A 25,555-nucleotide genomic window follows, 5' to 3' on the forward strand; every position below is an offset into this window, starting at 1 on the left:
TAACGTCGTGGGCGTCGGGGGGCAAAGCGGCGAATGGTCCGAACTCTCAGGCTACTACGCAGGAGGCACATTCGATGCGCTACATGATGACCTACGACCTGATGGAAACCATGCGTAACACCAACCAGTGGCTTGGTGCAACCGCAAGTGCCATGGCGTCCTACCCGTTGTTTTCTATGTCGCCCAACCCGGCCTTCAACTGGATGGCTGCCTGGGGTGAAGTGACCGAACGCACATTTCAGCGCATGGTGGTCAAGCCCGACTGGGGTATCCGCACCTTTACATGCGAAGACGGTAAAGACCATCTGGTCGACATCACGACCGTTTTGGAACGCCCCTTCGGTGACCTGATCCATTTCCGCGTCAACGGACGCGAAGAGCAGCCGCGCAAGGTTCTGCTGGTGGCACCGATGTCGGGCCACTATGCGACCCTGCTGCGCTCGACCGTCAAAAGCCTGCTGGTCAATTGCGAAGTTTACATCACCGATTGGCATAACGCGCGCGACATCCCCGTGTCCGAAGGCAAGTTCGATGTCGAGGATTATACCCTCTACCTTGTCGATTTTATGAAAGAGCTGGGGCCCGACACCCATGTCGTCGCCGTCTGCCAACCCGCGCCGCTGACGCTGGCCGCAACCGCCTATCTGGCCGAGGTCGAGCCCAAGGCCCAGCCCAGCACCCTGACCCTGATCGGCGGCCCGGTCGATCCCGACGCTACCCCGACCGAGGTCACCGATTTTGGCCGCCGCGTGACCATGGGTCAGCTGGAAGAAACCATGATCCAGCGTGTGGGCTTCAAATACAAAGGCGTGGGCCGCATGGTCTATCCCGGCTTGCTGCAGCTGGCCTCGTTCATGTCGATGAATGCGGAACGACACAGCAAGGCGTTCTCGGATCAGATTCAGCGGGTGATCCGCGATGAAGCATCAGATCATGATGCCCATAATCGATTCTATGATGAGTATCTGGCCGTGATGGACATGACGGCTGAATTCTATCTGTCGACGGTCGAACGGGTTTTCAAGAACCGCGAGATTGCGCGCAATGAGTTCGTCGTTGCCGGGCACAAAGTCGATATCGGCAAAATAACCGATGTTGCTGTGAAGTCGGTTGAGGGCGCGAATGACGACATCTCAGCCCCCGGTCAGTGTATCGCAGCGCTGGACCTGTGCACCGGGCTGCCGGACAGCAAGAAGGCCAGCCATGTCGAACCCGGAGCGGGCCACTACGGTATCTTCGCAGGTCGCAGCTGGCGCGACAACATCCGCCCGCTTGTGATTGATTTCATGAACGAAAACAGCCGCAAGGCACCCCGCCGCCGAGCCGCGAACAGCAATAAAGTTGCATGAGTGATTCAGACCCGGGTGCTGTTTCGTTTTCCTGCACCTGCGGCGCACTGCAAGGCCATTTGACGTCAAACGGCGTCAAACGCGGTACCCACGTGGCCTGTTTTTGTAACGATTGCCGCGCCGCACAGCTGTATTTCAAACAACCGGATCCCGCCCCCGGACCTGTCGATATTTTTCAGACCACGCCCGAGGAGATTTGCATCCAGTCGGGCCGCGAACACCTTGCCGCGATGCAACTTGGGCCAAAGGGAATGATACGATGGTACGCCGGGTGCTGTGGTGCGCCTTTGGCAACGACCCCGCAGACGGGCAAGTTCCCTTTTGCTGGTTTTGACGTCAAACGTCTCGTTGATCCGTCAACACTGGGCCCGATCACCACACGTGGGTTTGTTCCGCAACCTGGAGGCAAACAAAAGCATGAAAAGCTGCGATATGCTGCGTTCGGTTTGCTCAACCGCTTTGTCAGATCGCGCCTGTCTGGCAGTTGGAGAACCTCACAGTTCTTCTTGGCGCAGACCGCCGCACCTACAGTCAAACCGACCATCCTGACCAAAGACCAACGCGCTGCGCTATATCGCTAGAACAATTTGAGCGGAACCTGCAACCACTCGGTCAGCGCGGTGTTTACGGCCTCGGGGGCTTCCAGCGTCGGCAAATGACCTGCGCAATCCAGCGCGAGGAACTGAGATTCGGGTATCATATCCGCCATGAAGCGCTGTCGCCTCACCGGTGTAAGCGTGTCGTGTACACCGCATAAAACCAGCGTCGGCACCTTGATCAACCGCAACGTCGCCTGCTGATCCTGCCGCCGCTGCAACGCCCGCATCTGCCGGGTGAAAAGTTCAGGTCCCAGATCATTCGCCATCTGGATGACATCGTGCAAGATGGGAATACGCTGAGGCCCGGGTGCCAGTGCATCTGACCCCATCACGCGCCGCATTACATCATCCATCCGTCCAGCTTGCGCACCGACAATCAATTCCTCGCGCCCCGCCGCGATATGCGGTGTATCTGCCTGCGCGTCAGTGGATATCAGGCACAAACGCTTTATCCGCTCGGGCGCACGTCTGGTAAGTTCCAGCGCAACCATCCCTCCCAAACCATGCCCTGCAAGCGCGAACCGCTGAGGCAGTTGGTCCAGCAGCCCCGAAGCGATCTCCTCGATCCGCTCTCCGCCGGAAACCGGCGCAATCATCACCGCCCTGTCCTGAGAAAGTCTTTCGATCTGCGGGCGCAGCAGCCTTGTATCGCTCATCAGACCGGGCAGAAAAACCAGCGGCTCAATCACGCGGGGCCCCTCTTGTTCGACGGTTCAATCGTTCTTGCTTTGCCTCAGGATGCGAAGTTTGCCAGCACGCAGCAAGCGCAAAATTCACGGTAAAGGAATTCCGCAAAAGGCAGGGAAATCAGCATATCGCGCCTGCCGCTGTGCAAGCGTTTCGGCAGGCTCATCCCCCGCGCGCAACAAACAACCGCGCGGCGAGATGTAGCTGTCGATCCTGCGCCGCGGCCTTGGCCGCCAGACCAGATTAAACGCGCAAAGCTTGGGAAAAAACCAGATCTCGGAATAGTCCAGATGATCATGCATCCACCACGCCAGATCGCGCCAATCCCGGCCCGCCGCATAACGGTCCGCAAACCACGGGATCACCACCGAAGCCCCCGCAACCCGCGCCTCCCCCTGCCCCCAATCCCAGATATGGCACTCCAACGGGTTGTCATTGCGGGCACAGTTCAGGCGGTTCTCATTGCCGAACCGGTTCAGCGACGGCGAGCGGTACCCCGACCGCACCGCAACCCGGCCAAAGGTCTCCTCCAGCGGGTCCATCAGGGTTGCACAGAAAGCCCGCCCGGTCTCAATCGCAAGGTCGGGGTTCTCGGGGATATTCTGTTTCTGGTGAAAATTCCCGATCTCGGAATAGAGAAAATCCCGCATGAAAAAATGCTTCGACAGACGCACCCGGCCCAGCGTCTCAAGGCTCCACATACTGCCGGGTTTGCGCATCACCCGATCCCCTGATCGGCCAGCCATTCCAGCATGCCCGAGACAGCAGCATCGGTCTGACCCGGGGACATCAGCCGCCCGGCAACCACGTGCGAGGACGGATCATCCCCCGCCCCCATGGTCACAAGTCTAACAGTCGACGGCCCGCCCCACGCGTCTGCCACCTTATGTGTCAGATCGGAGCGTACCACCTGATCGTCATCCGAGAACCAGAACAACGCCGGCACCTGTGCCCCCGAGAAGTCCAGCGCATAAACCACATCGACCAGCACCGACATCGGCACCACCGCTTCCCATGGATAACGCAAAGTCCAGTATTGGCTGCGCTCCGCATCAGACCCTGACACATCACGCTCGTCTCCCATCAACAATGGCAGCCAACTCCGCGCCCACGGCAAGGACGGAACCCAGGCGGCCATCGTATTCACACCGAAATTCGGCGAGACAAATATCATAGCGGCTACATCTTGGCTCAATTCAGGGTCCAAAGCCGCAGCAGCAGCCAGGGTACCCCCGGTCGATGTCGAAATCACGATAACCCGATCGCCGACCGCGCGCGCTGCAGCCAGACCTTCAGCCACATCCTGCATCCACCCCGATGCGGTCGCCTCTCCCAAAGCGGCTCCGCTTCTGCCATGGCCTTGCAGGCGGATGTAGACCAAGTTGGCCCCCAACGCATCGGCGATCCTGTCGGGAACGGGTCGGATTTCCTCTGACGACGCTGAAAACCCATGAACGTACAAAATCGCATACTGCGTGCGGCGCTCATAATGCCCATCCTGCCAGACCACCCGCTTCTGCACACCGGGAACAATGTCATCGTAAGCGGCCTCTGTGCTTTCAAAATACACCTGCACCCCTTCGCCGAACTTGCGGGGATCAAAGCGCGGATGCAGGTCGACATGCTCGCGCGGCCCAAATGCGTAGATTGCGCCACCAACCAACACCAGACACAGCAGGATACGGCCCAGCACCCGGCCCAAGCGCTGTATCATGCCGCCCCCATCACATCCGCGATAGCTTGCTCAATCAAAGTAAGGCACGGGCCATCCGAAAATCGGTGATCGGCATCTTTGACCAAAAGCAGACGCATATCAGGACCTGTCGCATGTTCAAGCAACCGAAACGCCGTTTGCGTCGACACCGCCGTATCCGCTGTTCCTTGCAAAAACCGCACCGGAAAGCCTAACGCCAGCGGCGCGCGCAGCACCAGACGCTGACGGCCATCTTCAATCATCCGCTTGGTGATGACATATGGCTCCATATAATCCGAAGGCAGCTCCACCTGCCCTTCGGCCTCCAGAACAGCCTTCTGCTCGTCCGAAAAGGACGCCCAATACCCATCTTCGGTAAAATCAGGCGCCGCCGCAATGGTCACCAGCCCGGCCACGCGCTCGGGCATCACACGCGCCAGCAACAACGCCTGCCAACCGCCCATAGACGACCCCACAACGATCAATGGCCCCTCGGTCAGCCGCGACACAGCCGCCAGAACATCCTCATGCCAATCCCCGATACAACCATCGGTGAATGCACCAGAACTCTCACCATGCCCCGAATAGTCAAACCGCAAAAACGCCTGCCCCCGCGCCCGCGCCCAGGCCTCAAGATGCACCGCCTTGGTGCCCTCCATGTCCGACTTCAAACCGCCCAGAAAAATCACGGTCGGCCCGGCCCCCTCACTCTTGTGATACGCCAACCGCCGCCCCTGCACCGTCTCCAGAAACTCTGTCTCAGCCATAAAAACCCTCTTCACTTTCCTGATATCATGCACGCCCCCCGCCCAAGTGCAATTCCGGGATCCCCCTTCATCTGGCCAAAAATATCCCGGGGAGCGCGAGGGGCTGGCCCCTCGCCCCAAGCCTTGACACGCGCACCACCACCTGCCAAAGCAGCGCAATACACATAACCCGCAACCGGGCGTTCAGTGGGCGCCAAACCGACGAGGAGAGCCAGACCATGGCCCTGGATTCAAAATCCGTCTCTCTTACCTTCCCCGATGGCAATGCACGATCCTACGATGCCGGCGTCACGCCCGCGCAGGTGGCCGCCGACATATCGACCTCGCTGGCCAAAAAGGCCATTTCTGCCACGGTCGATGGCAAGCATTGGGACCTGCAATGGCCCATTGACGCCGACGCTCAGATCGCCATCCACACCATGAAGGACGAGGCTCAGGCCAATGAGCTGATCCGGCACGATCTGGCCCACGTCATGGCGCGCGCCGTACAGGAAATCTGGCCCGCGACCAAGGTCACCATCGGCCCGGTCATCGAAAACGGCTGGTACTATGACTTCGACCGCGAAGAGCCGTTCACGCCCGAAGATCTTGGCCTCATCGAGAAGAAGATGAAAGAGATCATCAACAAGCGTGACCCCGTGACCACCGAGGTCTGGGATCGGGACCGCGCGATCGAATTCTACAAAGCCAACAATGAGCCCTATAAGGTTGAGCTGATCGAGGCCATCCCGGGTGATGAGCCTCTGCGCATGTATTGGCACGGCCACTGGCAGGACCTGTGCCGCGGCCCGCACCTGCAGCACACCGGCCAATTGCCGGGTGACGCGTTCAAGCTTATGTCCATCGCCGGTGCCTATTGGCGCGGAGACAGTGACCGCGCCATGCTGCAACGCATCTACGGTGTGGCATTCACCGGCAAGGAAAAGCTGAAAGCCCACCTGCATATGCTGGAAGAGGCCGCCAAACGGGACCACCGTAAGCTGGGCCGCGAGATGGACCTGTTCCACATGCAGGAAGAAGCCCCCGGCCAAATCTTCTGGCACCCCAATGGCTGGACCATCTACACCCAACTTCAAGACTACATGCGTCGCCAACAGCGCAAAGGTGGATATGTCGAGGTCAATACACCGCAGGTCGTTGATCGCAAACTGTGGGAAGCCTCAGGTCACTGGGACAAGTATCAGGAAAACATGTTCATCGTCGAAGTAGACGAAGAACATGCCCGCGAAAAGGCAATCAACGCCTTGAAGCCGATGAACTGCCCCTGTCACGTTCAGATTTTCAACCAGGGCCTGAAATCCTATCGTGACCTGCCTTTGCGCATGGCTGAATTCGGATCGTGCAACCGATACGAGCCATCGGGCGCGCTGCACGGCATCATGCGCGTGCGCGGCTTTACCCAGGACGATGGCCATATCTTCTGCACCGAAGATCAGATCGAATCTGAAACCGCCGAGTTCATTCGCTTCCTGTCGGCGATCTACAAAGACCTCGGGTTCGAGAACTTCTCGGTCAAATTCTCCGACCGCCCTGAAAAGCGCTCGGGTTCAGATGAGGTCTGGGACAAAGCCGAAGCCGCCCTGCTCAGTGCCACCCGTGCAGCCGGGATCGAGCCAGAACTCAATCCGGGCGAAGGAGCCTTCTACGGCCCCAAGCTGGAATTTGTTCTGACCGACGCCATTGGCCGGGACTGGCAATGCGGTACGCATCAGGTGGACTTCGTTTTGCCCGAACGGCTGGACGCCACCTATATCGGCGCAGATGGCGGCAAACACCGCCCGGTCATGCTGCACCGCGCGACGCTTGGCTCGTTCGAACGCTTCATTGGTATCCTGATCGAGGAACACGCAGGCAAGCTGCCCTTCTGGCTGGCCCCGCGTCAGGTCGTGGTCGCCTCGATCACCTCCGAGGCCGACGATTATGTGGCCGAGGTGGTTGAGACCCTCAAAACCGCCGGTGTCCGCGCCGAGGCGGATATCCGCAACGAGAAGATCAACTATAAAGTCCGCGAACACTCGGTCGGTAAAGTACCCGTGATTTTGGCCGTTGGCCACCGCGAGGTCGAAGATCGCACCGTCAGCGTACGCCGTCTGGGCGAAAAACAGACGCAGGTTCAACCGCTTGACTCTGTAACAAATGAGCTTTCCCAAGCGGCAACGCCGCCGGATCTGCTGTAACATTCGGCAGCATATTGCCTGAAATCCGGCCCCAATTACCGGGCCGGATTGAAACATTTCTATTTTTCCCCTTCAAAAACAGTTTGTTAAGGCGCAAGATGGCATGACTATCTTTGACGCGCTTGTGAGACACGGGCTCGTGAATTCAAACACGGTGTCCAAGCCACTAACTTGATTGGTGTCACAAGCAGACAGACACAGTCAGCAAGAGGATTAACTCGAGATGTCAAACACCGCAAAAACCCTTGTTATCGCAAGCGCAGTTGCAGCCGCCGTATCGGGCGCCGCCACCACCGCAACTGCCCAGGCGAAAGAGAAATGCTATGGCGTGTCGCTGGCCGGTCAGAACGACTGCGCCGCAGGCCCCGGCACCACCTGTGCGGGCACCTCGACCGTCGACTATCAGGGCAACGCATGGACCCTGGTTGACGCAGGCACCTGTGCCGATATCGAGCTGCCCAAGACTGCAGATGGTTCGGACCGCAAAGGCTCGCTCGAGCCGCTGGATCGCGACCTGCCCGCATAAGGTTGTCCGAATGAATTGCGAAGGGCGGGCAGGTTCGCCCGCCCTTTCGTCATGATCAGAGGATTTGCAGATGTTGGATGATGCACTGAGATCGAACAGGTTGCCTGCAGCGCCCGGCGTTGGCTACAAACCGCAGCATTTTTCGCAGATCCTTGAGCAGGCAAAGCCTGTGGCATGGCTGGAGATTCATGCCGAAAACTACATGGGCGACGGCGGCCGCCCTCTGGCACAGCTGCGCCATCTGTCCGAACAATTCCCCATTTCCGTCCACGGTGTCGGCCTGTCCATCGGCGGCGAAACCCCGCTGGACCCCGATCATCTGGCCCGGCTGAAACATCTGGTCGGCTGGCTGAACCCCGCCAGCTTCTCGGAACATCTGGCGTGGTCGACCCATGACAGCCACTTTCTGAACGATCTGCTGCCCCTGCCCTATACCGACGCCACGCTGGCGCGGGTCTGCGATCATATCGATCAGGTACAGGAGGTTGTCGGGCGGCAGATGCTGCTGGAAAACCCCTCCAGCTATCTGGCCTTCGAGGAAAGCACATGGTCCGAGCCCGATTTCCTGCGCGAAATCACCCGCCGCACTGGGTGTGGTCTGCTGCTTGACGTGAACAACGTCTTTGTCTCAGCCACCAATCTGGATTTCTCGCCGCAGGGCTATATCGACGCCTATCCGCTGGATCAGGTCGGCGAAATTCATCTGGGCGGCCATGATGAGGATGAAGACGATCACGGCCACCCCTTACTGATCGACAGCCACGGGCGCGAGGTGGTGGATCCCGTCTGGGCGCTTCTGGACTATGTTCTGGACAAGTCAGGCCCCAAACCGCTGCTGGTCGAATGGGACACCGACGTGCCCGACTGGCCCATCCTGCGGGCCGAGGCCGAACGCGCCCAACAAGCACTGGACCGCGTGCTCGCATGAGCGTGTCGCAGACCACATTCCACAGCGCATTGCTGGATGCCGGCCAACCCATCCCCGACGGGTTGCTCGACGCCGACGCCCAACCCGCCGGGCGTCGTTTCAGCGTCTACCGCAACAATGTGGCCGTCTCGCTGACCGAAGCGATGCATCAGGCCTTTCCGGTGATCACCAAACTTCTGGGGGCCCAGAACATGGACGGTCTGGCCGGTATTTTCCTGCGCCAACACCCGCCCTCGTCCCCGTTAATGATGTTCTACGGCGAAGACTTCCCCGCCTTTCTGCAAGGAATGCAGCAGCTCTCGCATCTGGGCTATCTGCCTGATGTCGCCCGGCTGGAACTGGCACTACGCCGGTCCTATCACGCCGCCGACGCGCAGCCCATCGAGGCCGACGCGCTGGCCATCCCGCCCGAGGATCTGATGCAAGCCAAGCTGGCCCTTGCCCCGGCGATGCAGATCCTGCGGTCAGATTGGCCAGTCCACGCGATCTGGCGGTTCAACACCCAAGACGACGCCCCCAAGCCGCAGGCCGAGGCGCAGGATGTGCTGATCACCCGCCTCGAATACGATCCCGAACCCCATCTGCTGCCTGCAGGCGGTGCGGCGTGGATCACCCGGATTCAGGACGGCCAAACCATTGGCGACGCATTCGAGGCAACCGTGGCGGAAACGCCCGAGTTTGACCTGGGAACCACTCTGGCTCTGCTTTTACAAGGCGGTGCAATAACTTCTGTGACTATCGAAAGGCTGGAAACATGACTGCCCTGATCTCAATTCACAATAATGTTCTGGGGAAACTGGACGTTGTTTCCGGCTGGCTGACACCCACTCTGGCCCGCTTGGTCTTTGCCGCAACCCTGCTGATTTATTATTGGAACTCGGCTTCGACAAAACTCGGCAGCGGGTTTTTCGGCTTCCTGTTCCCGTCCGACGGTGCCTACGTGCAAATCTTCCCGAAAGCGATGGAAGCCGTCAGCTATGACAGCTCGCAACTGGGCTTCTTCCACTGGATCGTTGCCGTGGCCGGAACATGGGCCGAATTCCTGTTGCCCGCACTGGTGCTGGTGGGCCTGCTGTCACGTCTGGCGGCCCTGGGCATGATCGGCTTTATATGGGTGCAGACCATTGTGGACGTCGCCGGGCATGGCGCGCAACTGGGTGAGTTCTTCACCGCCGCGCCCAATATTCTGGATCAGCGGACGATGTGGACCTTCCTGCTGCTGGTGATCGTGATCAACGGCGCGGGCCCGCTGTCGGTCGACCGGGCGCTGCGCCTGAAGTAAGCTAGAAATGCGCCTTGGGCTCGTCCGGTTTACCTGCGGCGAGCCCAAGCAAACCCGCCACGCCCGCGAATGCGATCGGGAACATGGTAAAGACGCCGAAGCCAAAGGCGTAATACATCCCCGCCGCAGAGATCATCAGCAAAACACCCCCGACCAGCGCGCGGGCATGGGCCATCGCGCCGCCGACAATCGCCAGCAAAGGGGCCACGATCGAGGCGGTCTGGATCAGGCCGGGATTATCGACCTGTTCGGCGATGCCGTCGATCTCTCCAAACCGATCCACGAACTCGACAAAGCCGTAACCAAAAAAGCCCACGATCATTCCGATCAGCCCAGCAATGACGCCGAGTACCATGGCCGCGTTACGCATAAACAGGTCTCCTGTATGTTACACCGAGTCACATAAGCAATCGTTCAGGAAACGCCAAGCCCCGCGCGGGTTTCAGGTGTCCAGCCCAGATACATCTGCCCGTCCACCTCGATCAGAGGTCGTTTCATCAGCGTCGGGTGGTCTGCCAGCAGCTCAAGCACGGGACGATTGCGCGTGCCCTCGTCCAATCCACGCCAGGTTGTCGAGCGGGTGTTGAGCAAGGCTTTGCCGAAAATCCCGAACGCCTGCGCCATCACATTTTCCGGCACACCCTGCGCCCGCACGTCCACGAATTCGGCATCGGGCAGAGATTTCAACGCCTTACGGCAGGTATCGCAGGTCTTTAACCCATATAGACGCATATTTAGGCTGGCCCCATGTTTGCTGGAAATTCAGGCAAACCCAAAGGCCCGCCCCGGTTATTCTTGATTTTTTACTTCACCGTGCAATGTTGAAAAAGACGAAACACGCAATCCGGGCTGTATCGTGTGGGCGAACAGTGATGTGTTGCGGTCTTGTCATGACGGCCCCCACCAATTTGTGGGACAACGTGTAAGTAGAAGGAGACACGGGAAATGCCAACCGGCACCGTGAAATGGTTTAATACGACCAAAGGCTATGGTTTTATTGCACCCGACGAGGGTGGCAAAGATGTGTTTGTTCATATCTCGGCCGTAGAACGATCCGGTCTGACCGGACTCGCTGACAATCAGAAAGTCTCGTACGAGTTGCAGGACGGACGTGATGGCCGCCAGATGGCTGCTGATTTGAAGCCGCTTTAAAAGCAAGGCCCGCAACAGCGGGAAGGTTAAACAAGGTTAGCGGCCAATTTCCGGCCGTTAACCGTAAGAACCGACAAAACGCGCCCGCGTAGGGACGCGCAATGTGGTTTGTTTGATTGTCTCAACCTTCGCGAATAACCGCTTCGAACTCGCGCCACTCACGCGCGGTCATGCCCGAGTTCTCTTGCGTGACCGCCTCGCCCGCGATCATCCTGCGCAGGCAGGTGACCATCTGGGCTGACAGATTCACCGCGCCAAGGCGATAGTCCTCGAACGCGCGGAATGCAAACGGCACCCAGTCGGCCACGATCTTGCACATGGTTTCGGCATAAACGCGGATTTCATACTGCGCGTGCGGATCCGCCCGCAGACGCAGGAAGTGGAACAGGTTGTGCAGGTCCACTTTCCAATACCACTGGGTGTAGATATTTGCCGGCAGGTTCATCCGCGCCAGTTCACGCGCCAGACCCTGCTGACCGTCCTGCCCGATCATCGCCTCGTAATTATCATAGCAGCGGGCGCTGTCCGCCTTGAGGATTTCCAGAACCCGCGCGGCCTCTTCCCCCTGCAGCGTATCACCGCGGCCCTGATTGTTGATCTCGGACTGCGCGGCGACGTGTTCGGGCGCCGGGATATAGAACTCACGATCCAGAATCGAATACCGCGCCGAGTATTCGTTCACATTTGCCGTCCGGTGCCGGATCCACTGACGGGCCACGAAAACCGGCAGTTTGACGTGCAGCTTGATTTCGCACATCTCGAACGGGGTCGAGTGCCAGTGCCGCATCAGATACCGGATCAACCCCTCATCATTCTGCACCGATTTGGTGCCCTTGCCGTAAGACACGCGCGCCGCCTGACAGATCGCGGCATCGTCGCCCATATAGTCGATGACGCGGACAAAACCGTGATCCAGAACCTGATGCGCGGTATACAGGTGGTCTTCCATACCTTCGGCGACGACACGGCGGGTCGGGCTCGATTGTGCGCGTTGAGCTTCGATCTCGGCCAGTTGGTCGGCAGACAGCGGCATGAAATTATCCTTTCCAGCAATGAGTCGCTGACCACTATATATCGGTCAGCACGGCATCGGAACCGCGATATGTGCGGCGTACCGCGTAAATCTCAAAATGTGTCCGACCGGCCCCTCGACATGGGGTGACGGCGCGCTAAGCTGCTGAACATCACAATCAAAGCAAGGAAAACCGCGATGGGGCTGACATATCTTCACACCATGGTCCGCGTGAAGGATCTTGAGAAATCCTTGGCGTTCTACACGCTGCTCGGCCTGAAAGAGACCCGCCGCTATGAAAGCGAAGCGGGCCGGTTCACGCTGGTTTTCCTCGCCCCGCCGGGACAAGAGGACGCCCCGATCGAGCTGACTTACAACTGGGACGGTGACAATGACCTGCCCAGCGACAGCCGCCATTTCGGGCATCTGGCTTACGGTGTCGACAATATTTATGAGACCTGCAAGCACCTGCAGGACAATGGTGTCGTGATCAACCGCCCGCCGCGCGATGGGCGTATGGCCTTCGTGCGCTCGCCTGACAACATCTCGGTCGAGCTGCTGCAGAACGGCGAGGCGCTGGAACCGGCTGAACCCTGGACCAGCATGGAAAGCACCGGTCACTGGTGATCCGCTGGTTGGCAGCGCCAGGGCTGGCCCTTGCGGGCAGCCCCCTTTGGGCCGAGCCCTGCCGCCTGGCGCTGGCGCTTGCCATGGATATCTCGACCTCGGTGGATGCCGCCGAGGACGCGCTGCAACGCAAGGGGCTGGCCGCCGCCCTGATCGCGCCAGAGGTTCAGGAAGCTTTTTTTCTATCCCCACAACCGGTTGCGCTGGCGGTCTACGAATGGTCGGGCCGCTCCAACCAGTCCCTGTTACTGGATTGGCAGGTGATCGAAACCAGCGCCGATCTGGTGGCCGCGGCGCATCGGATCGGCCTGTCCGAACGCTCGGCAAATGACTGGCCCACCGCGATGGGTCACGCGCTGGCCTATGGGGCGCGGCTGATGCAACGCGCACCCAGATGTCTGTTCCAGACCATCGATATCTCGGGCGATGGCAAGAACAATGACGGCTATGACCCTCAGATCGCCTACAAGCACTTCCCGTTCGAAAACACGACGGTCAACGGGCTGGTCATCAACGCCGCCGATTTTGAGGGCGAGATCGATCTGATCCCCTTCTTTCAAAACAACGTCCTGCACGGCCCCGGCGCCTTTCTTGAAATCGCCGCCGGGTTCGCGGATTTCGAGCGCGCCATGCGCCGCAAGCTCGAGCGGGAGTTGAAAGGGCTAGAACTCAGCGAACTCAGCCCGCGCGTGTCTGAATGATCCGCGCGCTGGCCACCTTTCTGTGCCTGATGGCCACCCCGCTATCGGCCCAGTGTCGGCAAGCACTGGCGCTGGGGCTGGATGTGTCCGGCTCGGTCGACAGCCATGAATATCGTTTGCAACTGGACGGTCTGGCCGCCGCCCTGCGTCGCCCCGAGGTCGCCGGTTTGATCTTGTCCAACCCCGCCACATACGTGCGCCTTGCCGTGTTCGAGTGGAGCGAGCCAGGCCATCATCGCATATTGCTGGACTGGACCGACATTCGGTCACCCGACGACCTTCAGCAGATCGGCCATAGGCTGAACAACACTCAGCGCTCCACGGCCCCGCAAGGAACCGCCGTCGGATCGGCGATGCTGGCTGGGGCCGATATGCTGGCGGAACAGGCCGAATGTTGGCGGCGCACGCTCGATCTGTCGGGCGATGGCAAGCATAATCTCGGCCCCCACCCGCGCGACGTGAAGACGGCGCTGCAAACCTTGGGGATCACGATCAACGGTCTTGTCATAGGTGCAGATGATCCCGCCACCGGCGACGTGCGCTATGTGCAGGTCGGAGAGCTTTCCGCATACTACACCGCCTGGGTCATTCTGGGACCTGATGCGTTTGTCGAGGTCGCGCTTGGGTTTGAGGCCTATGAAGAGGCGATGACCCGCAAGCTGATCCGCGAACTGGAGGGGCTGGTTCTGTCCAACACCCGCCCGCCAGACCGGTCAGTAGATATAGCGGATCTGATCCGTCCAGTACCGCTCGACCCGTCGGAGTGAACTGGTAATCTCTTCGATCCCTTCGGCGCCGATCACGCCACGGCTTTGCAGCCCCTCGGCATGGCGCAAGAACAGTTCGGCCACAACGTCGCGTATCTCACGCCCACGCGGCGTCAGCCGCACCCGGACAGACCGGCGGTCAATCTCGCAGCGCTGGTGGTGCATATACCCCATCTCGACCAGTTTCTTGAGGTTATAGCTGACATTGCTGCCCTGATAATAGCCACGGCTTTTCAGCTCACCTGCCGTCACCTCATGGTCGCCGATATTAAACAAAAGCAGCGCCTGAACCGCGTTGATCTCTAACACGCCGACGCGTTCAAACTCATCCTTGATCACGTCCAGAAGCAATCGATGCAGACGCTCGACCAGCGCCAGCGCCTCAAGATAACTGGTCATGAACCCCTTGGCTCCGGGCGCGGAGACCTGCATTTCCATACTCATCCGATCCTCCGATTCACTCGCGCTGTTTCCGGCAGGATGGCGCGAATTTCCGAAAAATCGGTTAAGCTGGAATAATCCTTACTTTTGAAAGGTCTGGGCGATATCCGAGATCAGATCGGCCAGTTCCGCAGGTGGGGCAGCCTGCCCTGTCACCCATTGGTACAGGTCCTGATCGTTCTCATGCAGCATCGCATCATAGGTATCTAGCCCGGCCTCATCCATGGTGGCCAGATTGCGATCGGCATACGCGGCGAGGATCAGGTCCATCTCTTTGATCCCACGCCGCATCGAGCGCATTTTCATGCGCTTTATGCGGGTTTCGCGGGACTCTGTCACTGATCGCGCTCCAGTTTCAGGCGCAGCGCCTTTTCGACCCGGGCCAGACGCTCGGAACTGGCGCGCATCTCACCCCGGATGGTGCGCAGCTCGGCCACCAGATCGTGCAGCTCGGAATCCACTTCGCCGGTCAGGCTGGTGGCGTCCATGCCGTCGCCCTCGCCGGTCAGCAGCCACATGATCGAGACGTTCAGAAGGCCCGCCATCATCGACAGCTTGTTCGCGCGCGGCTCGGACAGGTCATCTTCCCACGAGACGATCGTCGCCTTCTTCACACCAAGCCTGCGCGCCAGTTGGGTTTGGGTCATGCCAGCATACTCACGTGCGCCCGCGACCCGGTCGCCGAACGTGGCCGCGTCGGGCCCGTACCAGTCTTTTTCCTCGCTCATACCTGTCTCCAATCCTCAAATCTCATATGGCTTGATCGTTATTCGGGCGCACCCTATGACAGTCAAAGCCAACATACAAACCGAGGCCGCCATGAGTTTCCTGTCTGCGACATTGTCGCGCGTCAAACCCTCGCCCACCATTGCGATGACGGCCAAGGCGGCCGAGTTGAAGGCCGCCGGGCGCGATGTCATCGGCCTCAGCGCGGGCGAGCCCGATTTCGACACGCCGCAGAACATCAAGGACGCCGCCGTTGCCGCCATCGCAGCGGGCAAGACGAAATACACCGCCCCCGACGGTATCCCCGAGCTGAAACAGGCCGTTTGCGCCAAAATGAAACGGGATCACGGGCTGGACTACACGCCCGCGCAGATCTCGGTCGGGACCGGAGGCAAGCAGACGCTGTATAACGCGCTGATGGCCACGCTAAACGACGGGGACGAGGTGATCATCCCCGCGCCCTATTGGGTCAGCTATCCCGACATGGTGCTGCTGGCCGGGGGCACGCCTGTGGTCGTGGAGACCAGCCTTGATAACAGCTTCAAACTGACGCCCGCGCAGCTTGAGGCCGCGATCACGCCCAACACCAAATGGTTCATCTTCAACTCACCCTCGAACCCCACCGGGGCCGGGTACAACCGGGACGAGTTGAAGGCGCTGACCGATGTGCTGATGCGCCACCCTCATGTCTGGGTGATGACGGATGATATGTACGAACATCTGGCTTATGACGGGTTCGAATTCTGCACCCCGGCGCAGGTCGAGCCGGGGCTCTACGACCGCACGCTGACCTGCAACGGCGTGTCGAAGGCCTATGCCATGACCGGCTGGCGCATCGGCTACGCCGCCGGTCCGGTCGAGCTGATCGCGGCGATGCGCAAGGTGCAGTCTCAATCCACCTCGAACCCCTGTTCGGTCAGCCAATGGGCGGCGGTTGAGGCGCTGAACGGCACGCAGGACTTCCTTGCGCCCAACAACGAGATTTTCAAACGCCGCCGCGATCTGGTGGTCGATATGCTGGGCCAGATTGACGGCATCACCTGCCCCACGCCCGAAGGCGCGTTCTATGTCTACCCCTCCATCGCCGGACTGATCGGAAAAACCTCGCCCGCTGGCACGCTGATCGACACAGACGAGGCCTTCGCCACGGCCCTGCTGGAAGAGGCTGATGTCGCCGTCGTCTTCGGCGCGGCCTTTGGCCTGTCCCCGAATTTCCGGGTCAGCTATGCAACCTCGGACGCGGCACTGACCGAGGCCTGCACCCGCATCCAGCGTTTCTGCGCATCGCTGAGCTGAGGTTCCCATGTCAACCGCCCTGCCCGAGTATTACTTCCGCGTCCGCGAGAACGGTGCAGCGGTGTTCCGGATCGACACGGAAAACCGCCAGCGCAGGATCGAGATGGACCAGATCGCGATCATCAACATCCGCAATGGCGAGGTTAAACCGCACGGTCAGTATACCCTGACCGACCCGGACAAGGCCGAGATCGCGCGCTGGATGGAGGACCGAAAGACCTATCTGGCGAGACGCGATATGGACGATATCCGCCGCACCGTGGACCACTTGAACCTGACCACGCAATGGGCGCAGTCCAAGGCGACCGACGAACAACTGGACGAGATCACCGATCAGTTCCTGATGGCGATGCATGATCTACGCTCGGTGCTTGTGCGCAAGAAATCCGACCGGATCAGCAAAGAGTGACCCGTCAGGCCGGCACACCGCCCACATCGCGGACCGAGCGCAGCCAGAACCGTGCCATCAGCAAAACTGCGGCACAGGCCAGCCCCACGACAAGACCCAACCATACGCCAATCCCCTCCATCCCCTGCACAAAGCCGAAGAAGTAAGAGGCCGGGATACCGATCACCCAATAGCTGAGTGCAGCCATCACCATCGGGACCTTGGCATCCTGCAAGCCCCGCAACAGGCCCAGCGCAATCACCTGCGCGCCATCTACCAACTGGAACAGCGCCGCCATCGCCAGCAGACCAGCGCCAATCAGCAGAATCTGCGGCCGCTGGGGATCATCAGCTTCCATGAACAACGAAATCAGCGGCTCGGCGCAGGTCAGGAACAGGATGACCGTCAAAACCGACATGATCAGCGACATCACAGTTACCGCGATCGCCCCTTTCTCAAGATGCGGACGATCCCGACGGCCCAGCGCATTGCCCGCACGGATGGTTGCAACGTTCGATAGCCCCAGATGCACCATGAACGTCGCCGAAGCGAGGTTCAGCGCGATCCCATGTGCCGCCAAAGGCACCGGCCCCAGCCAGCCCATCATGATGGCCGAGGTCGCAAAAAGGGACACCTCGGCCAGCGTTGTCAGGCCGATAGGAACACCCAGACGCAGCACGCTCAGGAACATCTCCCAATCCGGGCGCCAGAAGCGCTGGAACAGGCTGTGCTCGGGCAGTGCCCGCACCGCATAGATCACCACCGCCACCAGCGACACGATCTGTGTCACCACCGACGCGATGGCCGCACCTATCACCCCCAACTCGGGTGCACCCCAATTGCCGAAGATCAGCGCATAGTTCGTCAGCCCGTTGACCAAGGCAGCGACAATCGTGATCCACAGAACGATCTGCGTCCGCTCAAGCGCCGCCAGATACGATTTCAACACCATCACCAGCAGCGCCGGGAACAGCCCCCAACCCGCCACACGCAGGTATTTCGCTGCTGTTTCAGCCACTTGCGGCTCTTGCTTCAAGGCGATCAGGATCGGATAAGACCACCACAACAAGGGCATCATCACAGTCGCATAGATCAGCGACAACCACAGACCCATGCGGGTCGAGCGGCGAATGCTGGTCTCATTCTCCTCGGCGGCGGCAGTGGCAACCATGGGCATCACGGCCCAGCCAAACCCGGCGCCAAACAGAAACAGAACAAAGTAGTAGCTGTTGGCCAACGTCACCGCAGCCAGCGCCTCGACCCCGTACCAGCCCAGCATGATGGTATCGGTCAGGCCAATGGCAAACTGCGCCAGATGCCCACCGATCAAAGGCAGGCCCAGCACCGAAATCGCCCTGAAATGGGCGGGATATGTCATCACCTTGTTCACGCCCAAAGCCTTAGGCCCGGCCCGAGCCAGAGACAAGAGCAGACAGAGTTATTTCAAGATGAGACTCTTATATTCAAATCACGCAAAGCCACCACCCAAAGGGGTGATGGCTGTGACAGAGCGCGAATATCGCAGCGACGGCCTAGCTGCTGATCTTTGCATCAGGGTGCAGTGCCGCGCCCAGAATATGGTCCGAGCGGTGGATGACGTGATGCGCCTGCCCGACGATCAAGGGGTCCGGCTTACCTACGATCTTGTGGTCCTTGTCCGGGTAGTCCAGCGTCGACAGGAAATGGCGCATGCAATTCAGACGCGCACGTTTCTTGTCATTGGATTTGACAATGGTCCAGGGCGCATCGGCAGTATCCGTATAGAAGAACATCGCTTCTTTCGCCTCGGTATAGTCATCCCATTTGCTGAGGCTGGCCTTGTCGATCGGCGACAGTTTCCACTGTTTCAGGGGGTCGGTTTCACGGCTTCTGAACCGACGCTGCTGTTCTTCCTGCGTGACCGAGAACCAGTACTTGTAAAGCTGGATGCCCGAACGCACCAGCATCCGTTCCAGATCGGGGGTCTGCCGCATGAATTCCAGATATTCATTGGGCGAACAGAAGCCCATCACCCGTTCCACGCCTGCGCGGTTGTACCACGAGCGGTCATAGAACACCATTTCCCCTACGGTGGGCAGTTGCTGCACGTAGCGCTGATAATACCACTGGCCCTTCTCTTCCCAGCTGGGTTTGTTCAACGCGACCACACGGGCCTGACGGGGGTTCAGGTGCTCCATGAAACGCTTGATCGTACCCCCCTTACCGGCTGCGTCGCGCCCCTCGAACAGCAGCACGAAACGCTGACCGGTCTCTTGCGCCCACAACTGAACCTTCAGCAATTCAGCTTGCAACTCAGCCTTCTGCGCTTCGTATTCCTTCCGCGCCATCTTGCGGCCATAGGGATACTTGCCGCTTTCAAAGGCCTGCCGAATCTTCTCGGGTGTCGGTGCCGAGGCCTCCGACGCCTTGGCCGGAACAACTTTGATCTGCGAGGGGGTCTGGGGCGCTGCGTCCATGCATATTCTCCTTAGCTTGGCTGTTTGAGCGAACGCCTAGCAGAGCCTGTCCTTTTCCGCTTTGATTGGTGTCAAAGTGACTTATCTTTTCAAAATACCCAAAGGGGCGCCCATGCGCACCGAATATGCAAACCTCAACGGCCACCCGTTCTTCCTGCGCCAGTGGGGGGATCCAGACCTTCCGCCTCTGCTGATGCTGCATGGTTTCCCGGAATATGGCGGCGCATGGGCCGACCTGGCGCCCTATCTGGCCAAGACTTTCTACTGCATCGCCCCGGATCAACGCGGCTATGGGCAAAGCTGGGCACCTGAGGGCATTGGAAACTACACGCTCTCGCAGCTCACGTCCGACATGGCGACGCTGATCGACCAGATCGGCGGCCCCGTGCATGTACTCGGCCACGACTGGGGCGCGTCGGTGGCCTACGGCCTCGCGATGTTCCACCCGCAGCGGGTCAGCCACCTGATCATCGCAAACGGTGTTCACCCGGTTCCGTTCCAGCGCGCCATGGCTTCGGGCGGTGCGCAGTCTGCCGCATCACAATACATCAACCATCTCAGGGCGCCCGATGCCGCCGCAAGCCTGTCCGCCCAAAACTTCTCCAAACTCGAACGCTTCTTTCGCCACGGCATGGGCAACGACTGGCTTTCAGATGCGCGGATGCAAGACTATCGCCGCGAATGGGCCCGCCTGGGTCGGTTGAATGCCATGCTCAACTGGTATCGCGCCTCACCGCTGATTGTAGCCGAACCCGGCAAGCCCCGCACAAACCTGCCTGACCTGCCTCTCGATCGGCTGCGTGTCACCTGCCCCCACCTGTTGCTTTGGGGTCCCGAGGACCGCGCCCTGCTCCCCGCCTCCACCGCAGACCTCGAAGCCTTCGCCCCGAACCTGACCCGCATCACCATCCCGGGCACCGACCACTGGCTCCACCATCAACAACCACAACAGGTCGCCCAAAAGATACTCGACTGGTCAAAAAACCGCTGATCCGCCCTTCATCTGGCCATAAATATCCCGGGGAGCGGGAGGGGCAGCGCCCCCTGACCCAGCCCTCACCGATGTCCCCAATCATCGGGGTTATCCGAGTTGTTAGGTGACAACCCCAACACATCCCCCTCAGTCGAACAGCCCAACCCCAACACCGTCCGATTGGCATATGAGAAATAGGAACACACCTGATTGATCTCCAATATCTCTCCATCGTCCCAACCCGCGCCCCGCAACGCCTCGACATCCGCCTCGGTCAACTCCGCCGGAGCCTCGGTCAGCACCCGCGCATAGCGCATCGCCGCAACCTGCGCCGCATCCAACGGGGCGTCGCCCGGCTCACCCGCCTCGATCGCGGCACGGATCGCATTGCCGCGCGCCTCATCCCCCAGCAACCGCTGCAACCCGGCAAAATGATGCTCGACACAATAGCCGCACCGGTTCAAGGCACTGACCCATACGCCCAACACCTCAAGAAACCACTTCGGCACCTGATTGGCCGAGTGATGCAGCACGTTCTTGTAGACCGCCATATGCGCTTCCATCGTATGTGGCCGCAGCGAATGCGCCATCATGATGTTGTCCACATTGTTGTCCGGCCCGGTCACCCGCTCATAGAGCTTCCTCAACCTGCCCGTCGCTTCGTCAAATGGAATTGTCTTGATCCAACTCATCGCCTGCACCTCCTGTTTCATCAACCACTTGAGCCGGGATTTCATCGGATTGCAACGCGGCAGCATCAGCAAACCACCTACAACACCTCGCGCCCCTCTTCCCCCGGACCACATCACCTGCCATAATGGGGGAAACTCAAAAACAAGAGCAGCACCGATGCCCGACGATCTGTTGACGCCCGAAGCGACCACCACCTATGACGCCTCCTCGATCGAGGTGCTCGAAGGTCTGGAACCGGTCCGCAAACGCCCCGGCATGTATATCGGCGGCACCGATGAGCGCGCTTTGCACCACATGGTCGCCGAAATCCTCGACAACTCGATGGACGAGGCGGTCGCCGGCCACGCCAACCGGATCGAGGTCGAGTTGCACGCAGATTACGCCCTGACCGTGCGTGACAACGGGCGCGGCATTCCCATCGACCCGCACCCGAAATTCCCCGACAAATCCGCGCTCGAGGTTATCCTGTGCACCCTGCACGCGGGCGGCAAGTTCTCGGGCAAAGCCTACCAGACCTCGGGCGGTCTGCATGGCGTCGGTGCCTCGGTCGTGAACGCGCTGTCCGACTCAATGGTCGTGCAGGTGGCGCGCGACAAGACGCTGTTCGAACAACGCTTCTCACGCGGCATCCCGCTGGGCCCCGTGGAAAAGATCGGCGCAGCCCCCAACCGGCGCGGCACAACGGTCACCTTCCACGCCGATGCCGACATCTTCGGACACCACAAATTCAAACCCGCCCGCCTGTTCAAATCCATCCGCTCCAAGGCCTACCTGTTCTCGGGCGTCGAGATTCGCTGGAAATCCGCCATCGACGACGGCGAAACCCCGACCGAGGCGACCTTCCACTTCCCCGGCGGCCTCTCGGATTACCTCAAAGAAACGATGAACGGCTCCTCCACCTACGCCGAACAACCCTTTGCCGGAACCGTGGATTTCAACGAAAAATTCGGCACCCCCGGCAAGGTCGAATGGGCGATCAACTGGACGCCCTCACGCGACGGCTTCATCCAGTCCTACTGTAACACCGTCCCTACCCCCGAAGGCGGCACCCATGTGGCAGGCTTCTGGGCCGCCGTCCTCAAAGGCATCAAGGCGTACGGAGAGCTGATCAACAACAAAAAGGCCGGTCAGATCACCCGCGACGACCTGATAACCGGTGGCTGCGCGCTGGTGTCATGCTTTATCTCGGAACCGGAATTCGTCGGCCAAACCAAAGACCGCCTCGCCACGGTCGAGGCGCAACGGCTGGTCGAAAACTCGGTCCGCGACCATTTCGACAACTGGCTCGCCGCCGACACAAAATCCGCCGGCGCGATACTGGATTTCCTCATCCTAAGGGCTGAGGAACGCCTGCGCCGACGGGCCGAGAAGGAAACACAACGCAAGTCCGCCACTAAAAAACTTCGTCTTCCCGGCAAGCTGGTGGACTGTTCCAGTTCAACACGGGACGGAACCGAATTATTCATCGTCGAGGGCGACTCGGCGGGCGGTTCCGCCAAAATGGGCCGCGACCGCAAAACGCAGGCACTGCTGCCCCTGCGCGGCAAAATCCTGAACGTGCTGGGCGCGGCGAGTTCCAAGCTGGGCACCAATGCCGAGATCAACGACCTGACCCAAGCGCTGGGTGTGGGCCTTGGCACCAAGTTCAACGTCGACGACCTGCGCTATGACAAGATCATCATCATGACCGACGCGGATGTGGACGGCGCGCATATCGCATCCTTGCTGATGACGTTCTTCTTCACCCAGATGCGCCCGATGATCGACGCAGGCCACCTTTACCTCGCCTGCCCGCCCCTCTACCGCCTGACCCAAGGCGCCAAACGCGTCTATTGCTTGGACGAGGCCGAGCGTGACGAATGGCTGGAAAAAGGTCTGGGCGGCAAAGGCAAAATCGACGTCTCGCGATTCAAAGGTCTGGGCGAAATGGACGCCAAAGACCTGAAAGAGACCACAATGGACCCGGCCTCGCGCAAACTGATCCGCGTCACGATAGACGAGGACGAACCCGGCGAGACCGGAGACCTCGTCGAGCGCCTGATGGGTAAGAAGCCTGAACTGCGGTTCCAGTACATTCAGGAGAATGCGCGGTTTGTGGAGGAGTTGGATGTTTGAACTCACTAAGAACAATCCTCGGCTCAAGGATTGCGACTAGCGCCGAGGTAAATGGACTTATTGTTCCGGCAAACAGCCTTACGCGACACCTCAAATCCTACTCAGAACCCGCCGTTTTTGCCGCCGAAGGCTGTGGGATTTACAATATGGGTCTCGGTGGAAGTATGGCCAAAGTGAAAATTGGTCAGAGATATTTTACGATCTTGTCCCAACATCAGTTCGAAAGAGGCAGTTTTGATTTTGAGCAAATAAGCCTCTTTAATTATGAAACGAACAAGATGGCGACAGCTGAAAAAGCAATATTCCCAATCCATGCAGAGAATAACACTGGCAGTATCGATTGCGTCCTTTGTGAATTTACAGAACCAGTGTTGCAAGGAAGTATCTCTCGAAACGGCTGGTACGAAGTTGGATACGATCTTTCGTTCGAGTCCACCAGATCGGCAATATGTGTATTCGCCGTCGGGTACCCAGGTTACCGTAACGAAATCGACTATGACAACTTAAACTACGCTATTGGTCCCAACGCAGTTATTGGCAAAGAAACGCTGCCATTTCTATCCGACAGGCTGAGCTTCAAACCGATTGACTCGCTCGGTTATGACCCAAAAGGAATGAGTGGGAGCCCTGTCTTCGGGCTTCACTTATCTAACTCATACCTAAAAGTATTCTTGGCTGGTATAGTGACTGAAGCTTCAAAGGATCAATTTCATTTTCTTCCGTTGAACCGATTGCAGGGCTTCTTTGATCGTGCACTAAGTCGACACTGACGAGCAATCGTAGGATGGGTGCTCGCACCCATCAAATGTCCCACATCCAGATGGGTGTAAACACCCATCCTATATCGCCACAATCCACGCGCCCGATCTCAACCATCTCCCCCGGTAGGCCGGGCTTCAGCCCGGCACTCCAAACGCCCTCCGGTTCCGCCCTCCACACACCCCAATTCCTAACGGTTTCCAAACACCCCACGCCCCAATAATTTTGTACGATCCGAACAAACCCCATCCGGAATAACGTACAAACCATACAATTCCCGATTTCCGGTCAATCGGGCGTCAATCCGACACCCCCTCCAACCACTCCGCAATCTGACCCGCTGGCGCCTCCCACCCCGGCTCCATGAACAGAAAATGCGCATGGTTTTCGACCGGCAAAAACGTCGCGCGGTCTCCGTAAAGCTTCGCCAAAGCGCGGCAGGTGTTGGGGTTCACGGCCCGGTCCTCGGTGCCGGAAACGATCAAAACCGGGCAGTCGACCTTGTCGATGTCGACCTTCATCGCGTGGTGGTCGTCGAACATCCAGAAGAACATCTCGAACATCACCCGCCCACTTTCCGGACCAAGCTGGTCGAACACCTCATGCTGCTGCGCCTCGGGCATCTTGTTCAGCGCAAAGGGGGCCATCAGGTCGAAATCGACGCGCATGGGCTGTTTCCAGAACGCCCCACCCTCCATCAAAGCACGCGGCACGGCGCGTTCGTCGTCGGTTTCGGGCAGCGTGCCCCAGGCCGCGTTCGGGTTGATCAGGACAATGGCGCTGGCCAGCCCCCGAGACGCCACCTGCTGCGCCACCACCCCGGCGATGGCGTGGCCCAGCAGCACTGGCTTGCTGTCCAGCCCCTGCACAAATGCGGCGATGTCGTCGGCGTAGTCCATGACACTAGTGTCGGTCAGGCCGGGATCGGGCTCGGCCTGGGGGTCTCCGCCATGATAGCGCAGCGCAGGGGTATGCACCGTCCAGCCGCGCGCACGGAAGAATTCCGCATAATCCGGCATGCACCACGGCCCGGCAAAGGCCCCGTGGATCAGAACAATCTCTTTTGACATGAAAAACTCCCTCACCTCAGCGCAGTATGCGAGGTGAGGGATCGGGTCTGCAACCCTGTTACAGCGCGGATTTGAACAACGCGGTCAGGTTGTCTTCGGTCAGTTCAATCGGGTTGCCGCCGCAGGACGGATCGATGATCGCGCCCTTGACCAGTTCAGGGATAGACGCCTCGGTCACACCCAGATCGGAGAGTTTGCGCGGAATGCCCAGCGCATCGTTGAATTCCTGCACGAAGGCGCGGAAACCGTCAAAGCCGCCCTCAATGCCCAGATAGGCCGCGGCCTGCTGAAAGCGATCAGCGATGGCGGGGGCGTTGAAATCCAGCACAGCGGGCATACAGACCGCATTGGTCGTGCCGTGATGGGTGTTG

At 59.5% G+C, this 25,555-nt stretch carries 30 protein-coding genes and 1 pseudogene; 16 read left to right on the top strand and 15 right to left on the bottom strand.

Features of this window, described 5'->3' with window-relative positions:
- The first annotated feature begins 74 nt into the window (after positions 1-74).
- Together phaZ and ACR0KM_RS11395 are read left to right on the top strand one after the other, a co-directional pair.
- Positions 75-1,349, top strand: coding sequence for a polyhydroxyalkanoate depolymerase (gene phaZ / locus ACR0KM_RS11390; RefSeq protein ID WP_480821449.1), 1,275 nt, complete (start codon positions 75-77; stop codon positions 1,347-1,349).
- Positions 1,346-1,930: a DUF6151 family protein gene (locus tag ACR0KM_RS11395; RefSeq protein ID WP_480861535.1), complete on the top strand. Its 585-nt coding sequence runs from the start codon at positions 1,346-1,348 to the stop codon at positions 1,928-1,930. The genes phaZ and ACR0KM_RS11395 overlap by 4 nt, the downstream gene beginning before the upstream one ends.
- On the opposite strand, the gene ACR0KM_RS11400 is transcribed toward ACR0KM_RS11395, so the two are convergent.
- From ACR0KM_RS11400 to ACR0KM_RS11415, 4 genes are all read right to left on the bottom strand, one after another.
- Complete coding sequence (locus ACR0KM_RS11400; protein ID WP_480861536.1) at positions 1,927-2,637, bottom strand: alpha/beta fold hydrolase; 711 nt, start codon at positions 2,635-2,637, stop codon at positions 1,927-1,929. The two genes, ACR0KM_RS11395 and ACR0KM_RS11400, sit on opposite strands and share 4 nt — an antisense overlap.
- 84 nt (positions 2,638-2,721) lie before the next feature.
- Positions 2,722-3,336, bottom strand: a complete 615-nt coding sequence (locus ACR0KM_RS11405) for a hypothetical protein (protein ID WP_480861538.1) — start codon at positions 3,334-3,336, stop codon at positions 2,722-2,724.
- Positions 3,337-3,353: 17 nt separating this feature from the next.
- Positions 3,354-4,346 (bottom strand): alpha/beta hydrolase, encoded by a 993-nt coding sequence (locus tag ACR0KM_RS11410; RefSeq protein WP_480861539.1) that lies wholly within the window; start codon positions 4,344-4,346, stop codon positions 3,354-3,356.
- A complete protein-coding gene (locus ACR0KM_RS11415; protein WP_480821441.1) occupies positions 4,346-5,095 on the bottom strand; it encodes an alpha/beta fold hydrolase in 750 nt (249 codons plus the stop codon). Before ACR0KM_RS11415 ends, ACR0KM_RS11410 begins: the two co-directional genes overlap by 1 nt.
- 218 nt (positions 5,096-5,313) lie before the next feature.
- Here ACR0KM_RS11415 and thrS point away from each other — a divergent pair, with 218 nt between their 5' ends.
- The 5 genes from thrS to ACR0KM_RS11440 all read left to right on the top strand — a co-directional run bounded on the left by thrS (position 5,314) and on the right by ACR0KM_RS11440 (position 10,008).
- Positions 5,314-7,272: a threonine--tRNA ligase gene (gene thrS, locus ACR0KM_RS11420; RefSeq protein WP_480861733.1), complete on the top strand. Its 1,959-nt coding sequence runs from the start codon at positions 5,314-5,316 to the stop codon at positions 7,270-7,272.
- 223 nt (positions 7,273-7,495) lie between these two features.
- Positions 7,496-7,798 (top strand): BufA1 family periplasmic bufferin-type metallophore, encoded by a 303-nt coding sequence (locus ACR0KM_RS11425; protein WP_170683089.1) that lies wholly within the window; start codon positions 7,496-7,498, stop codon positions 7,796-7,798.
- A 70-nt stretch (positions 7,799-7,868) separates the two neighbouring features.
- Entirely contained in the window at positions 7,869-8,726 is an 858-nt protein-coding gene (bufB, locus tag ACR0KM_RS11430; protein ID WP_480861735.1) for an MNIO family bufferin maturase, read from the top strand.
- Positions 8,723-9,484 carry an HvfC/BufC family peptide modification chaperone gene (locus ACR0KM_RS11435; protein WP_480861737.1) on the top strand — a complete coding sequence of 254 codons (762 nt, stop codon included), beginning with the start codon at positions 8,723-8,725 and terminating at the stop codon, positions 9,482-9,484. Before bufB ends, ACR0KM_RS11435 begins: the two co-directional genes overlap by 4 nt.
- A complete protein-coding gene (locus tag ACR0KM_RS11440; RefSeq protein WP_480861740.1) occupies positions 9,481-10,008 on the top strand; it encodes a DoxX family protein in 528 nt (175 codons plus the stop codon). Before ACR0KM_RS11435 ends, ACR0KM_RS11440 begins: the two co-directional genes overlap by 4 nt.
- A gap of 1 nt (position 10,009) precedes the next feature.
- Here ACR0KM_RS11440 and ACR0KM_RS11445 read toward each other — a convergent pair whose 3' ends face one another.
- Together ACR0KM_RS11445 and ACR0KM_RS11450 are read right to left on the bottom strand one after the other, a co-directional pair.
- Entirely contained in the window at positions 10,010-10,378 is a 369-nt protein-coding gene (locus ACR0KM_RS11445; protein WP_480861742.1) for a hypothetical protein, read from the bottom strand.
- A gap of 44 nt (positions 10,379-10,422) precedes the next feature.
- Positions 10,423-10,740, bottom strand: coding sequence for an ArsC/Spx/MgsR family protein (locus ACR0KM_RS11450; RefSeq protein ID WP_480861744.1), 318 nt, complete (start codon positions 10,738-10,740; stop codon positions 10,423-10,425).
- Positions 10,741-10,953: 213 nt separating this feature from the next.
- Between ACR0KM_RS11450 and ACR0KM_RS11455 the strand changes: the two genes are divergently transcribed.
- On the top strand, positions 10,954-11,160 hold the full coding sequence (locus ACR0KM_RS11455) for a cold-shock protein (RefSeq protein WP_008758035.1): 207 nt from the start codon (positions 10,954-10,956) through the stop codon (positions 11,158-11,160).
- Positions 11,161-11,281: 121 nt separating this feature from the next.
- Here ACR0KM_RS11455 and thyX read toward each other — a convergent pair whose 3' ends face one another.
- The gene (gene thyX, locus ACR0KM_RS11460; RefSeq protein WP_480861746.1) at positions 11,282-12,193 is read right to left on the bottom strand and encodes an FAD-dependent thymidylate synthase; all 912 of its coding nucleotides are present in this window, start codon (positions 12,191-12,193) and stop codon (positions 11,282-11,284) included.
- Between the two features lie 177 nt (positions 12,194-12,370).
- Between thyX and ACR0KM_RS11465 the strand changes: the two genes are divergently transcribed.
- The 3 genes from ACR0KM_RS11465 to ACR0KM_RS11475 are packed head-to-tail and all read left to right on the top strand — an operon-like array spanning position 12,371 to position 14,267.
- Positions 12,371-12,799: a VOC family protein gene (locus ACR0KM_RS11465; protein WP_480861748.1), complete on the top strand. Its 429-nt coding sequence runs from the start codon at positions 12,371-12,373 to the stop codon at positions 12,797-12,799.
- Positions 12,796-13,500 (top strand): DUF1194 domain-containing protein, encoded by a 705-nt coding sequence (locus ACR0KM_RS11470; RefSeq protein ID WP_480861750.1) that lies wholly within the window; start codon positions 12,796-12,798, stop codon positions 13,498-13,500. The genes ACR0KM_RS11465 and ACR0KM_RS11470 overlap by 4 nt, the downstream gene beginning before the upstream one ends.
- A complete protein-coding gene (locus ACR0KM_RS11475; RefSeq protein ID WP_480861752.1) occupies positions 13,497-14,267 on the top strand; it encodes a DUF1194 domain-containing protein in 771 nt (256 codons plus the stop codon). The genes ACR0KM_RS11470 and ACR0KM_RS11475 overlap by 4 nt, the downstream gene beginning before the upstream one ends.
- Here the strand turns inward: ACR0KM_RS11475 and ACR0KM_RS11480 are convergent.
- The 3 genes from ACR0KM_RS11480 to ACR0KM_RS11490 form a co-directional block, all read right to left on the bottom strand.
- Entirely contained in the window at positions 14,214-14,711 is a 498-nt protein-coding gene (locus ACR0KM_RS11480; RefSeq protein WP_480821421.1) for a MarR family winged helix-turn-helix transcriptional regulator, read from the bottom strand. The two genes, ACR0KM_RS11475 and ACR0KM_RS11480, sit on opposite strands and share 54 nt — an antisense overlap.
- Before the next feature lie 78 nt (positions 14,712-14,789).
- Positions 14,790-15,047 carry a succinate dehydrogenase assembly factor 2 gene (locus ACR0KM_RS11485; RefSeq protein ID WP_480861754.1) on the bottom strand — a complete coding sequence of 86 codons (258 nt, stop codon included), beginning with the start codon at positions 15,045-15,047 and terminating at the stop codon, positions 14,790-14,792.
- On the bottom strand, positions 15,044-15,436 hold the full coding sequence (locus ACR0KM_RS11490) for a helix-turn-helix domain-containing protein (protein ID WP_480821417.1): 393 nt from the start codon (positions 15,434-15,436) through the stop codon (positions 15,044-15,046). The genes ACR0KM_RS11485 and ACR0KM_RS11490 overlap by 4 nt, the downstream gene beginning before the upstream one ends.
- A 91-nt stretch (positions 15,437-15,527) precedes the next feature.
- Here ACR0KM_RS11490 and ACR0KM_RS11495 point away from each other — a divergent pair, with 91 nt between their 5' ends.
- Together ACR0KM_RS11495 and ACR0KM_RS11500 are read left to right on the top strand one after the other, a co-directional pair.
- Positions 15,528-16,730: a pyridoxal phosphate-dependent aminotransferase gene (locus tag ACR0KM_RS11495; RefSeq protein WP_480861760.1), complete on the top strand. Its 1,203-nt coding sequence runs from the start codon at positions 15,528-15,530 to the stop codon at positions 16,728-16,730.
- A gap of 7 nt (positions 16,731-16,737) precedes the next feature.
- Positions 16,738-17,139, top strand: a complete 402-nt coding sequence (locus ACR0KM_RS11500) for a hypothetical protein (protein ID WP_480821415.1) — start codon at positions 16,738-16,740, stop codon at positions 17,137-17,139.
- A gap of 4 nt (positions 17,140-17,143) precedes the next feature.
- Here the strand turns inward: ACR0KM_RS11500 and ACR0KM_RS11505 are convergent, their stop codons facing one another.
- The gene (locus ACR0KM_RS11505; RefSeq protein ID WP_480861756.1) at positions 17,144-18,496 is read right to left on the bottom strand and encodes an MATE family efflux transporter; all 1,353 of its coding nucleotides are present in this window, start codon (positions 18,494-18,496) and stop codon (positions 17,144-17,146) included.
- Positions 18,497-18,650: 154 nt separating this feature from the next.
- Positions 18,651-19,574 carry a polyphosphate kinase 2 gene (gene ppk2, locus ACR0KM_RS11510; RefSeq protein ID WP_480821411.1) on the bottom strand — a complete coding sequence of 308 codons (924 nt, stop codon included), beginning with the start codon at positions 19,572-19,574 and terminating at the stop codon, positions 18,651-18,653.
- A gap of 112 nt (positions 19,575-19,686) precedes the next feature.
- On the opposite strand from ppk2, the gene ACR0KM_RS11515 reads away from it, so the two are divergent.
- Positions 19,687-20,565: an alpha/beta fold hydrolase gene (locus ACR0KM_RS11515; protein ID WP_480865491.1), complete on the top strand. Its 879-nt coding sequence runs from the start codon at positions 19,687-19,689 to the stop codon at positions 20,563-20,565.
- 65 nt (positions 20,566-20,630) lie between these two features.
- Here the strand turns inward: ACR0KM_RS11515 and ACR0KM_RS11520 are convergent, their stop codons facing one another.
- Complete coding sequence (locus ACR0KM_RS11520) at positions 20,631-21,239, bottom strand: carboxymuconolactone decarboxylase family protein (protein WP_480865493.1); 609 nt, start codon at positions 21,237-21,239, stop codon at positions 20,631-20,633.
- Between the two features lie 157 nt (positions 21,240-21,396).
- Between ACR0KM_RS11520 and parE the strand changes: the two genes are divergently transcribed.
- Entirely contained in the window at positions 21,397-23,355 is a 1,959-nt protein-coding gene (gene parE / locus ACR0KM_RS11525; protein ID WP_480861783.1) for a DNA topoisomerase IV subunit B, read from the top strand.
- Positions 23,352-24,125, top strand: coding sequence for a hypothetical protein (locus ACR0KM_RS11530; RefSeq protein ID WP_480861781.1), 774 nt, complete (start codon positions 23,352-23,354; stop codon positions 24,123-24,125). The genes parE and ACR0KM_RS11530 overlap by 4 nt, the downstream gene beginning before the upstream one ends.
- Before the next feature lie 288 nt (positions 24,126-24,413).
- Here the strand turns inward: ACR0KM_RS11530 and ACR0KM_RS11535 are convergent, their stop codons facing one another.
- On the bottom strand, positions 24,414-25,184 hold the full coding sequence (locus ACR0KM_RS11535; protein WP_480861779.1) for an alpha/beta hydrolase: 771 nt from the start codon (positions 25,182-25,184) through the stop codon (positions 24,414-24,416).
- 58 nt (positions 25,185-25,242) lie between these two features.
- Positions 25,243-25,555, bottom strand: a pseudogene (locus tag ACR0KM_RS11540) (iron-containing alcohol dehydrogenase); the annotation flags it as partial.

Source organism: Ruegeria sp. G10 (assembly GCF_056533645.1).